Here is an 11238-nt window from a genome sequence, read left to right on the forward strand (position 1 = left end):
GTCGTTCACCGGTTCCGCGGCACACGAGGTGCCGTGGTCCCGCGCGACCGCGCACACCGTTTTCGAAGGGATTCACCATGGCTACCACGCGTCAGGCCCACACGGTCTGGGAAGGCAACCTGCTGGAGGGCAAGGGTGTCGTCACCCTCGACTCGTCCGGTGTCGGCGAGTTCCCCGTCTCCTGGCCCTCGCGCGCCGAGAAGGCCAACGGCAAGACCAGCCCGGAGGAGCTCATCGCCGCCGCGCATTCCAGCTGCTTCTCGATGGCCCTCTCGAACGGCCTGGCCGGCGCCGGCACCCCGCCCACCCGTCTGAACACCCAGGCCGAGGTGACGTTCCAGCCCGGCACCGGCATCACCGGCATCCACCTCACGGTGGAGGGCCAGGTGCCCGGCCTGGACGAGGCGGGCTTCGTCAAGGCCGCCGAGGACGCCAAGGCCAACTGCCCGGTCAGCCAGGCGCTGTCCGGTACGACGATCACCCTGACGGCCACCCTCGCCTGACCGTACGGCTTCGGGCCACGGCCCGCCCCGGCGTTCGTTCCGGGGCGGGCCGTGGCCCGTACGACGGCGGGGCGCCGGTTTCGCGACGAGTCGTCAGCACGGGAACCGCCGCGGTCTCAGCACCCCGGCCATGTCCCAAAGATCGCTCCCCACCCCCGTAACACCCGCGTCATCGCACGGCCGCACGTTCTCAAAGAACGGCTGGCTCAATGCACTCCAACGCAGCGACCTGCACAGGAGGGCATGACATGGGCGTATCAGATCCCGCACCGGTTCCGCCGAGGGAGCAGGACGTCCATCCGGTCGACCGGCGCCCTTCCCCGGGCAGACTCGCCACCTTCGGACTCCAGCACGTGCTCGTCATGTACACCGGCTGCGTCACCGTGCCGCTGGTCTTCGGCGGGGCCGCCGGGCTCGACACCTCGACGATCGGCCTGCTGATCAACGCGGACCTGCTGGTCGCCGGGCTGATCACCCTGATCCAGAGCCTCGGCGTGGGCAAGGTCCTCGGTGTACGCCTGCCGGTCGTCACGGGCGCCACCTTCGCGGGGGTCACCCCGATGATCCTGATCCACGGCGAGTACGGCATGCAGGCGGTGTACGGGTCGATGCTGGCCGCCGGGCTCTTCGGACTGCTGATGGCCGTGCCGTTCGCACGGCTGGTCCGCTACTTCCCGCCCCTGGTCAGCGGTGTGGTCATCACGGTCATCGGCCTCTCGCTGATCGGCGTGGCCGCCGGGCTCATCACCGGCAGCGACCCGAAGGCGGCCGACTACGCGTCGGGGACCCGGCTCGGGCTCGCCGCCGGGGTGATCGTCTTCATCGTGCTCTTCGCCCGCTTCGTCAGGGGCTTCGCCGGGCAGACAGGCATTCTGATCGCCCTGATCGTCGGCACCCTGGTCGCCATACCCCTGGACCTCACCGACTTCTCCGGCGTCCCGGACGCGGACTGGGTGGGACTGGCAGCCCCGTTCCACTTCGGCGCCCCGGAATTCCCGGTCTCGGCCGTGGTCTCGATGTGCGTGGTGATGCTGGTGATCTTCACCGAGTCGACGGCCACGATGCTGGCGGTGGGCGAGGCGACCGGGCGGCCCCTCACGGACAAGGACCTGGCGCGCGGACTCGCGGCGGACGGGCTGTCGGGCGTGCTCGGCGGCGCGATGAACTCCTTCATGGACACCGTCTTCTCGCAGAACGTCGGACTCATCCGCCTCACCCGGGTCTCCAGCCGTTACGTCACGGCGGTCGCCGGCGGCGTCCTGGTCGCGCTCGGCCTGGTCCCGAGGCTCGGCGAGCTCGTCGCCGCGCTGCCCGGCCCGGTGGTGGGAGCAGCCGCCCTGGTGCTGTTCGCCACGGTGACCATGGTCGGGGTGAACACCCTGCGCCGGGTGGACCTCGACCGGGGCCACAACCTGACGATCGCCGCGGTGGCGCTGGGGATCGGTCTGCTGCCGGAGATGTCCGAGGGCATCTACGCGAACTTCCCGTCCTGGGTGCAGATCGTATTCGGCAGCGGTATCACGGCGGCGGCGTTCACGGCGTTCCTGCTGAACCTGCTGTTCCACCACACGCCCTGGGGAGCTGCGCCCGGAAGGGAGGGCGTACCGGCCACACCCGCGACGGAAGAGCCCGCACCGGAAACCGAGCCGGTACCGGAGGGGAGCGCGTCGGCCGATCGGGGCGCTCCGAGCGCCGCAGGGACCACCTGACCCATATAAATCATATTGTCCGATATTTTCCGTGAGTGAATACTTCAGCACGGAAAGTTTCGCCTCTGATCGGTTCTGTGTGCCTGGCCGGTCTGGCTGTCTTGAGCGGGGTGCTCGCCGGATGCGGCGGTCCGGGCGGGCACCCCGCCACCACCCGACCGCCGCACGGCGCCTCCCCCTCCTCCGCCTCCCCCTCCTCCGCACCCGCGCGGCCGGTCCCCGGACCTCCGCCCACCCTCGCCCCGGGACCCGAGGGCCTCACCCCGGTTTTCGAGCGGCGACCGAAGGGCGCGGCTCCGACGGGCGAGAAGGTCGTGGCGCTCACCTTCGACGCCGACATGACCGCCGACGAGGGCGACCGGGCGGCGGCGGGCGAACCGTTCGACAACCCGCCGCTGATCGCCCTGCTGCACCACCTCAGGGTCGAGTCGACGATCTTCATGACCGGCCGCTGGGCGGAGGAGTACCCGGACCAGGCCCGGGCGATCGGCACGGACCCCGCCTTCGAGATCGCCAACCACTCCTACAGCCACTACGCCTTCTCCTCCCCCTGCTACGGCCTGCCGGCCGTGGCGAAGGAGGAGATGAAGGGCGAGGTGGAGCGTGCGTTCGCCGCCTTCCGTACGGCAGGAGCCCGCAACGTCGTCCCGTACTTCCGCTTCCCCGGCGGCTGTTACGACGAGGAGGCGCTGCGCGCGCTGGCCCCCGAGAAGGTGACGGCGGTCCAGTGGGACGTGGTCGGAGGCGACGCGTTCGCGACCGACCCGGACGCGGTGGCCGAGCAGGTACTGGCAGGCGTGACCCCCGGCTCACTGGTGGTGCTGCACTGCACCCGTAGCGCCGCCCCGGCCACCGAGAGGGCGGTACGCCGGATCGTCCCCGAACTCCGCGCGCGCGGCTACCGGTTCGTGAAGGTGTCGGAGCTGATGCGGGCGGCCCCCGGAAGCTGACGGGGCGGAGCGCGACCGGAAGGCGGCCGGGTCCGGGTCCCGGGTGACCCCCGGGCCCGGCCGCCGACGCCCGGTCAGCCGGAGCAGGCGTTGCGGCCGGCCTCCTGCCAGGCGCAGACCGGGCAGAGGGGGGCACCCTTCACCGACTCCGGGTATTCCGTGGGCTTCCGGCAGAGCACGCACTCGGCGAACGGCCCGCCCTCGTCGGCGGGTACGTCCGGCCCGGGGGCCGAGGGGCCGGGGGCCGCGCAGTACGTGTCGTCGTCCATGGAGTCGAGCGTACGACGGCCCTTGTGCCCCCTGGCACGGTCCGCTTCAGCTCGACGACGTCTTCTCCGGCTTCAGCTCGCTCGGGCGCACGATGACGAAGCCCTCACCGTCCAGCCGCAGCTGGACCGCCTCGCCCGAACCTCCCCGCACCATCGAGCCGAAGCTCTGGGAGCGGTGCAGCGAGGTGGTGAGCCGGGCACTCCAGCCGACGACCGCGTCCGTGTCGACGAAGACCGGCTGGTGCGACGTGACGGGTATCACGATCGGATGGCCCTCGCAGATCAGGCCCAGCTTCCCGTATCCGCTGAAGACGCTGTTGAAGAGGCCACCGCCGGTCATTCCGGCGCCCTTCACGGTCTTGATCTCGTACGCGAGCGTCGAATCGAAACAGAGGACGTTCCGACCGTTGATGGTGAGCACGTCGCCCTGCTCGATCTCGACGATGTAACAGTTCTGCGCCTCGTGGGCGAACCACGCCTCGCCCTGCCCGCGGACCGCCATCAGCGGCAGCCCCTCACCGGTGACGGCCCGCTTGAGCATGCCGCCGATCCCCTGGCCCTTGCGCTCGAACTTCAGGTCCCCGCGGAATGCGATCATCGATCCCTGGCGCGCGTGCATCTCCCCGCTGACCGCGTACTTGACCGACTTGGTGTTCTGCAGGGTCATACCGGGGGCGGTGGCCTGCTCCGCCATGTGCTCACCGGAGAATATGTCGCTCTTCATGCGGTGCATCCTCGCCCGGAACATGCCACGCGTCCAAGCGGCCCACCGGGCCGTCGGACAACTCCGTCCGCCGGGCGCCCGGCATGTCCGAGGTGCCTGGCAGACTGGCTCCGTGAGCAGCAACGACATTCCCGCAGCCGCGGCGGCACCGGCCCCGGCCACCACCTCCCCGGCTCCCCCGGCCGAGCCGGCCGGACCGCTTCCGGCGGACAGCCCGTTCCGGACCGAGCCGACCCCGCGCGACGAGGCACCGCAGTTCGTGCTGCCGCTGGTGGTGCACATCGAGAAGACCGACCCGCCCGCCCGCAACGACGCGCTCCGCACGGCGGCCCGCGCGGTGCTCACCATCCTGGCCGACGACCGCGCGCTCGGTGAGGGCGAGTGGGCGCAGGCGATGCGCGACTGGCAGGACGCCCGGATACGCAAGGTGGTGCGGCGGGCCCGGGGCGCGGAGTGGCGCAAGGCGTGCACGCTGCCCGGGATCACGGTCACCGGGGACGCCGCCGAGGTGCGCGTCTACCCGCCGGTCCCGCTGGACGGCTGGCCCAAGGAGCTGGCGAAGCTCCAGGTCTCGGGCACCGACCTGGACGACCCCGAGCCCCCGGCCGCCCCGGACACCACCGGCCCGGTCCTCTGGCTCAACCCCGGGATCGACATGTCGGCGGGCAAGACGATGGCCCAGGTCGGCCACGGCGCACAACTCGCCTGGTGGGAGCTGACGGACGCGGAGCGCAAGGAGTGGCAGGAGGCGGGCTTCCCGCTCTCGGTGGCCACCCCGGACACGGAGACCTGGCACCGCCTCACGGTGAGCGGTCTGCCCGTGGTGCGCGACGCCGGGTTCACCGAGATCGCCCCGAACTCCGCCACGGTGATCGCGGACCACCCGGCGCTCCGGGCGCGCGCGGCGGGCTGAGGGGCTTCCGTCCGACGAGCAGCTCCGGGGCGACCGGTGTGAGGCCCTTGGCCGGGCGCCCCGTCACCAGCGGGAGGCTGAGGTTGTCGTCACTGTGTACGCCGGCCCCACACGCGGCATGATGACTCCCATGGCGCACACTTCCTCCCGCACCGTCGGGGGTTCCTCACTCTCCCTGTGGTCGACGGACTCGTTCCTGTCCATCGGATCCGTCGGGTCCGTGCTGTCCATCGGTTCGGTTGGCAGCGCTCTGTCCGTGGGGTCCATCGGCTCTTCCCTGTCAGTCGGCTCGATCGGCTCTGCCATGTCCCTCGTTTCGCTGGGGTCCATCCAGAGCACCGGAAGTGCGCTGTCCATCCAGGGACGGCGCTCCGTGCTGGCCGTCGGCCCTCACCGCGTGATCAGCTCGCGAGGCACGCTCGCACTGCTCGGATCGGGCGTACTCGCCCTTGCCGGCGCACTTGCCCTGCACACACGTATCAGGCGGTGACCGGTCCGACGCCATCGATCCCGGTGCCGATAGAACTGCTTTGCGGCGCCGGGTGACCGCCGACCCCGTGCCCCTGCCGACAATCCGCAGTGGCCGCCTGCCCTCGATGTGCCGCACCTGCGACCGCTCGGGCATGCCCAGCCGTCCGTACCGAACGCGCCGGCCGGGAACGGGTTCCGGGCCGGCGCACCGAGTACGGGAATGCGTGTCAGCTCAGATGCCGGTGGAAGAACCCCAGCGAGCCGTCCACTTCGAACGACGGTACGTCCCCGTGCTTGCCGGGGTTGGCGTGCAGCGTCTTCTCGGCCGAGGCCAGGGCGTCGAACAAAGCCAGGCTCTCGTCCCGCGGCACCATCTGATCGTCCCACTGGACCAGGAACTGCACCGGCACGGTGATCCGCCCGGCGTCCTTGGCCGGCCCGCGCACGCCGAGCAGGCCCAGCACCGCCGCGCGGATCCGGGGTTCCGCCGCGATGAGCGGGATACCGAGCCCACAGCCCATCGACATGCCGCAGTAGCCCACGGGGCCCACGCCCACGTGGTCGAGGCGCTGGACAGCGGTCAGGACCGCCTGCCAGTCCGCGACGGCCTGAGGGGCGAGATGGCCGTGCATGCCGGCGACCAGCGCACCCGGATTCTCGCCGGCGGCCATGCCGGCCCGCATATCGGCCGCGATCCGGCCGAACTCCTCGTCCTTGGGCCTGTCCCCGTGGTTGGGTGCGTCGATCGCGACGACCGCGAAACCCTCGGCGGCTGGACCAGGGCGGGTTGCGGTGTCGCGCCGCAGCCTGCGCCGTCGGCCCGTGCGGCGGCGGGGTCGTCGAAGAGTCCGGCGCCTCCGCGGACGCCGGTCTCGGGGAGGGTGCGTTCGACGCGGTCGGCTGCTTCGAGGTCTCCGGCGAGGGCGGCGGCGGAGCGGGCCTGTTCGTGGCAGGTCGGGGCGGAAGCCGGTCAGCACGATCACGGCGCTCGGGGCCGTACGGGGGCTGACCGCCCCCTTCACGGAACGGACCGTGGCGGCCGCCCCAGGTCGGGAGAGTCCGTGCGGGGCAGCTGGCCGCACGCCGGGAGTCACCGCGGCCCCACCCGGGCCTCTTCCCCGGGCCGACTCGCCACGCACCGCCCGCAATCTGTCACAGAGTGGTCACAACAGATGACTTCAGCCGCATAGGAGCCGTAACTCCCATGACATCATGAGGAGTTATGACAGATGGAGAGCGCGGGGGACACAGCTCGATCCGCGTCACACTTCTCGGAGACACCACCGACGACGTCGATGTGGCCGCGCTGAAGAAGTGGCTGGAGCGCGAACGCACCCTGGAACGCTGGGTCAACGACAACACGATCCGCATCCATGAGCGTCCCCGAGCCGTTGACACCAGTGACGCGAACGTCACCATGGGCGCGGGGATGGACATCGTGCTGGTCCTGATCGGCGCGGTGACGCCCGGACTCTTCGAGAAGGTGCTCGCCGCGACCGAGTCCGGGGTCAAGGCCTGGCGGGAGAACCGCCGTTCGGTGGAGCGGGGCACTCCGCCCGTCCCCGAGATCACCTCGCACGCGCCGCCGGACAGTCGCGCCGACACCCCGGACCGCGACCCCGAGGCGCCGGACAGCGAGGGCTAATCCGGTGCCCCAGCGGTTCGACCCACGGGGGAGGGCGAATCGGGCGCTGCTCGTCGGTGTGCCCGAGTACGAGGAGATACAGCCGCGTGACCTGAAAGCCGTGAACCACAACCTGGCGCAGCTGTCGGAGGTACTGCGTACGGGGAAGCTCTTCGATCCGGACGAGATCACCGTGTGCAGGCCCGAGGGCGTCGACGATTTCACCCGCGCGCTCAACGACGCGGTGCAGTCGGCCGAGGGACTGCTGCTGTTCTACTTCGCCGGCCACGGGGCCGTCCCCGCCGCCGCGGACGAGTTGTGGCTCCAGATGCGCAACGCGCGCGTCGTCGCCGGGTCCGCCGCCGTGTTCCAGGGGTCCCAGTCATGGAGCCAGATTCTCGGCACCCTGGTGAGCAGCCGGGCCGAGCAGATCGTCGTCGTCCTCGACTGCTGCCACGCCGGAAACGCCGCACTCGTCTGGGAGGCCCGCCGGGAGAAGCAGCGTGTCTCCCAACTGATGAGCGTGCAGGCCAACAACCTGATCAGCGCGGGTCCCGGCACGCGGCCCACGCCCTTCACGGAACAGCTTCTGCGGATACTGAAGGGGGGCCTGGCCGGGCAGGGCGGCGACGTCGGTTTCCACGCGCTCTCCGAAGAGCTCAGAACGTACATGACCACGCACTTCAAGACGGAGCGCCCCGAGCCGTGGGAGCCGCAGAGCAGACCCGCGACCTCCGGGGTGGACGTCCTGCTGGCCACCGACATCCCCCCTGCGGACGAGGCTCCGACGCCGTCCGGTTGGCGCAGAAGACCGGCCGTCACCGTCGCCGCCGCGGTCGTGGTCGTGGCACTCCTCGGCTGTGGCGCCTATCTCCTGCCCCGCCTCGACACCCCGGTACGCTGCGCGCCGCCTCTGGAGCTGAGGCTGCTGACCGACCCCGGCATCGAGACGACCGTGCGCAAAGCCGCCACGGCCTACATGGCGTCCGACGCCAACCGTACGGACGACGGCTGCCGGCGCAGCGGAATCACTACGTACAGCGCGGGAGCCGCCGACGTGGTGGCGGCGTTCCGCGACGACACCGCGGCCTGGCAGCAGCCCGCGACCGGTGACATCAATCCGCAGCGCGACGTCGGGCCCCAGCCGGACATCTGGATTCCGGCCGTCTCGGCCGACGTGGAACGGGCCGGCTCCGGGACCGGTCCGTCCTCCGCGTCGATGGGTGACCTCCAGCCGCTGGCCTCCTCGCCGATCGTCCTCGCCGTACCCAAGGCATTCGCGCAGGCTCCGTCGCAGAGCGGCGGCCGAAAGCTCGCCGACCTGCTCACGAGGCTCCGGGAGAAGTATCCGAAGGCCCGGGTGCGCCGGGCCGACCCGGAGTTCACGGAGGCCGCCCTGCTGGCGTCGAGCGGGCTCTACGCCACGGCCGCATCGGGCAGGGAGGCGGAGAAGTCCGTCGCGCACCCGGGATCGCCCGCGGCCACCGCGAGCGATCTGCTCTGCGATCTGGCGGAGGTGGACGAGGAGGACGACCGGACGGCGGTGCTCGTTCCGGAGCACCTCTTCACGACCGGGCCCGGATGCGATTCGTGGAGCCGTGCGGTGCGCGTGGCTCAGTACTCGGACGACGTGCCGGGGCTCGACCTCACCTACGTCCGGGTGACCTGGAAGGACGCGGAGCGGGACCAGGACGCCCGGAACGAGGCCGCGGAGGGCTTCCGGAAGTGGCTCGGCGGAAAGGCCGGCACCGGTGTCTTCCGCGGGGACGGCTTCCGGGCGCCCACGGGCGGCAAGGGCACCGGACCTACGGCGGGCTGGACCGTGAAACCCGCGGTAGGCACCCTCGCCGATCCCGGTCCGCTCGCGGGACCGGCGAGCGGCGACACCATGAACGAAGCGCTCCGCACGTACCGCGGTGCGAACGGCCCGGGCAGCGTGCTGTTCCTGCTGGACAGCTCCGGCTCGATGGGCACGAAGTGGCACGGCCCGAGCGGCGCCCCCGGCATCCTCAAGCAGTCGCTCCGCGGCCTCGGCGGCAAGGACGAGTACGGCGTCTGGTCGGTGGGCGAGAAGGCCGGAAAATCGCACACGACTCTCCTCGACTTCGGGTCGCACCGGAACGCGGACGCGGAATCGGCGATCGACGAGCGCGCCGAGGTCGGGAACGTCGAGGCCGATCCGTCCCACGCCCTGGACGACGCCTGGAGTTTCATGGCGACCCAGGACACCGGCGACCAGAATCCGCGGTTGATCGTCTACCTCACGGACGACGAGGAGAAGGACAAACTGACCGAGGGAGGGCGTCTGGCCCGCTTGCTGAAGTCGGCCCGTGAGCGGGCGGTCCCCATCGTCGTCGTGTCGATGCAGCAGGGCACGTGCGACTCGGGAAAGCCCAACGAACGGATCGCGGTCGCCAGCGGAGGACGGTGTCTGGACGCCAACCGGAGCGATCTGGTGCCCGCGCTGCAGGACGAGGTCGCCAGAACCGGATCAGGAGACCAGCAATGACCTCAGCCCTCCCCGGGCCCCGGACGTCTCCCCGGCGCCGCTCTCTCGCGCGGACGCCCTGGCCCGCCGCGATTCTCGCGCTCTCTCTCCTGGCGGCCGGGTGCACCGGTGGGGGTGACGGCGCCGGCGGCGCGGAGCGGAGCGTCGTCCCCAAGCCCGGCAAGGACGAATCACGCGACATCTTCGTCGCGAGCGGGCGCGACGTCACCGGCAAGGGCGGTGTCCGGCAGCAGTTGATAGACGACTGGAACGCCGAACAGAGGGCGGCGAACGGCGCGCGCGCCTACCGGGCCCACCTCGTCGAACTCTCGGGCTCGGCCGACCAGCAGCGCAGTCAGCTGCTCGGCGCGCTGCAGTCCGGCGGCGCGGACTACGACGTGGTCAATCTCGACGTCACCTGGGTTCCGGAGTTCGCCGAGGCCGGCCTCGTCCGCCCCCTGAGTGAGGACCTGCTCGACGACGACGTGATCGATTCCGTCGCACGCACGGCGCGCTGGCACGGGGACGTCTACTCCGTCCCGTTCAACAGCGACGTCGGCCTCCTCTACTACCGGCCCGACTATCTGGAGACGGCGGACCTGGAGGACACCGACCTGCGGGGGAAGGTGAAGGACTGGAGCGATCTGGAGGAGGTGATCAACGACGTCAACAGGGCGGAGATGCCTCCGCAGTACAAGGCCGGCTGGACCACGCAGCTCAAGGACTACGAGGGCCGGACGGTCAACGCCGTCGAGGCGTTCGCTTCGTCCGGTGACGAGGGGGCCGCGCTCACGGACGACCAGGGCCGCTACACGGGGAACAAGGGGCAGCTCCTCAGCGGCATCAGCGATCTGCGCGCCAGAACCGCCCAGGCGCTGACCCTGACGTACAAGGCGGACGAGGCCGGGTCACTCGCGGACTTCGCCGCCGGAAAGACGGCCTTCCTGCGTCACTGGCCCTACGCCTACGGCGCGTTGAGCCAGACGTTCGGCAAGGACCAGCTCCAGGTCATCCCGCTGCCGGGCAAGGCGGTACTGGGTGGCCAGAACCTCGCGGTGACGCGCGACTCCCCGCATTTCCGGGCCGCCCAGGACCTCATCCGCGTTCTCACCGACAAGAACAGCCAATGCCGCCTGTTGCGTGCCGGGTTCGCCGCGACCAGGACGTCCGCGTACGAGGACGACAAGCTCAGCTGCCCGGAGGACCGGACCGCGGCGCCTTCGACCGGTTCCGGTGAGAGCGCCGACCGCATGCCGCGCGACGAGCAGGGCCGGCCCCTCTACGCCTCCGACACGCTCCTGGACGCCCTCCGTGGCGCCGCGCTGCGCCCGCGGACCCCGTACTACGGCGCCTTCACCCAGGCGGTACGCACCGAGCTCGCGCCCCTCTTCGGCGAAGGGCCTTCGAAGAGCAACGAGAAACTGGCCGAAGATCTCGACACCGCACTGCGCCGGGCCATGCCCACGGCCGGCTGACGGGGCACCGGCCGAGCGGATCGATCCACCACGCACCGCCACCGCACAGCGGCCCGCCCCGCCCCCGCAACCTCAAATCCTCCTCTGAACGTCTTCTCGTTCGGGTTCGGCG

General features: G+C 71.0%; 10 protein-coding genes and 2 pseudogenes. 8 read left to right on the forward strand and 4 right to left on the reverse strand.

Annotated features, from left to right (window positions below; genetic code table 11):
• Positions 1–77: 77 nt before the first annotated feature.
• The 3 genes from OHT52_RS03905 to OHT52_RS03915 all read left to right on the forward strand — a co-directional run bounded on the left by OHT52_RS03905 (position 78) and on the right by OHT52_RS03915 (position 3162).
• Positions 78–503, forward strand: coding sequence for an OsmC family protein (locus OHT52_RS03905; RefSeq protein ID WP_328718712.1), 426 nt, complete (start codon positions 78–80; stop codon positions 501–503).
• A 248-nt stretch (positions 504–751) separates the two neighbouring features.
• Positions 752–2212 (forward strand): nucleobase:cation symporter-2 family protein, encoded by a 1461-nt coding sequence (locus OHT52_RS03910; protein ID WP_328718713.1) that lies wholly within the window; start codon positions 752–754, stop codon positions 2210–2212.
• 101 nt (positions 2213–2313) lie between these two features.
• Positions 2314–3162 carry a polysaccharide deacetylase family protein gene (locus OHT52_RS03915; RefSeq protein WP_443046487.1) on the forward strand — a complete coding sequence of 283 codons (849 nt, stop codon included), beginning with the start codon at positions 2314–2316 and terminating at the stop codon, positions 3160–3162.
• A 74-nt stretch (positions 3163–3236) separates the two neighbouring features.
• Here OHT52_RS03915 and OHT52_RS03920 read toward each other — a convergent pair whose 3' ends face one another.
• Both OHT52_RS03920 and OHT52_RS03925 read right to left on the reverse strand, forming a co-directional pair.
• On the reverse strand, positions 3237–3431 hold the full coding sequence (locus tag OHT52_RS03920) for a hypothetical protein (protein ID WP_328718714.1): 195 nt from the start codon (positions 3429–3431) through the stop codon (positions 3237–3239).
• A 46-nt stretch (positions 3432–3477) separates the two neighbouring features.
• On the reverse strand, positions 3478–4155 hold the full coding sequence (locus OHT52_RS03925) for an AIM24 family protein (RefSeq protein WP_328718715.1): 678 nt from the start codon (positions 4153–4155) through the stop codon (positions 3478–3480).
• A 112-nt stretch (positions 4156–4267) separates the two neighbouring features.
• On the opposite strand from OHT52_RS03925, the gene OHT52_RS03930 reads away from it, so the two are divergent.
• Positions 4268–5068 (forward strand): aminoacyl-tRNA hydrolase, encoded by an 801-nt coding sequence (locus OHT52_RS03930; RefSeq protein ID WP_328718716.1) that lies wholly within the window; start codon positions 4268–4270, stop codon positions 5066–5068.
• Between the two features lie 130 nt (positions 5069–5198).
• Positions 5199–5558: a hypothetical protein gene (locus OHT52_RS03935; protein WP_328718717.1), complete on the forward strand. Its 360-nt coding sequence runs from the start codon at positions 5199–5201 to the stop codon at positions 5556–5558.
• A gap of 208 nt (positions 5559–5766) precedes the next feature.
• On the opposite strand, the pseudogene OHT52_RS03940 reads toward OHT52_RS03935, so the two are convergent.
• Positions 5767–6303: pseudogene (locus tag OHT52_RS03940) on the reverse strand (dienelactone hydrolase family protein); the annotation flags it as partial.
• 8 nt (positions 6304–6311) lie between these two features.
• Positions 6312–6500, reverse strand: a pseudogene (locus OHT52_RS03945) (flavoprotein); the annotation flags it as partial.
• A gap of 261 nt (positions 6501–6761) precedes the next feature.
• Here OHT52_RS03945 and OHT52_RS03950 point away from each other — a divergent pair.
• Genes OHT52_RS03950 through OHT52_RS03960 form a run of 3 tightly spaced genes read left to right on the forward strand, consistent with a single transcriptional unit; the run spans position 6762 to position 11126 of the window.
• A complete protein-coding gene (locus tag OHT52_RS03950) occupies positions 6762–7184 on the forward strand; it encodes a hypothetical protein (protein WP_328718718.1) in 423 nt (140 codons plus the stop codon).
• 4 nt (positions 7185–7188) lie between these two features.
• Positions 7189–9672 (forward strand): substrate-binding domain-containing protein, encoded by a 2484-nt coding sequence (locus OHT52_RS03955; RefSeq protein ID WP_328718719.1) that lies wholly within the window; start codon positions 7189–7191, stop codon positions 9670–9672.
• Complete coding sequence (locus OHT52_RS03960; protein WP_328718720.1) at positions 9669–11126, forward strand: extracellular solute-binding protein; 1458 nt, start codon at positions 9669–9671, stop codon at positions 11124–11126. Before OHT52_RS03955 ends, OHT52_RS03960 begins: the two co-directional genes overlap by 4 nt.
• Positions 11127–11238 lie beyond the last annotated feature (112 nt).

Origin of the sequence: Streptomyces sp. NBC_00247, assembly GCF_036188265.1 — a bacterium.
Taxonomy (GTDB): Bacteria; Actinomycetota; Actinomycetes; order Streptomycetales; family Streptomycetaceae; genus Streptomyces.

Coding starts and splice junctions, on each gene's coding strand:
- OHT52_RS03905 (WP_328718712.1), top strand. CDS start 78: ATGGCTACCACGCGTCAGGCCCACACGGTCTGGGAAGGCAACCTGCTG.
- OHT52_RS03910 (WP_328718713.1), top strand. CDS start 752: ATGGGCGTATCAGATCCCGCACCGGTTCCGCCGAGGGAGCAGGACGTC.
- OHT52_RS03920 (WP_328718714.1), bottom strand. CDS start 3,431: ATGGACGACGACACGTACTGCGCGGCCCCCGGCCCCTCGGCCCCCGGG.
- OHT52_RS03925 (WP_328718715.1), bottom strand. CDS start 4,155: ATGAAGAGCGACATATTCTCCGGTGAGCACATGGCGGAGCAGGCCACC.
- OHT52_RS03935 (WP_328718717.1), top strand. CDS start 5,199: ATGGCGCACACTTCCTCCCGCACCGTCGGGGGTTCCTCACTCTCCCTG.
- OHT52_RS03950 (WP_328718718.1), top strand. CDS start 6,762: ATGACAGATGGAGAGCGCGGGGGACACAGCTCGATCCGCGTCACACTT.
- OHT52_RS03960 (WP_328718720.1), top strand. CDS start 9,669: ATGACCTCAGCCCTCCCCGGGCCCCGGACGTCTCCCCGGCGCCGCTCT.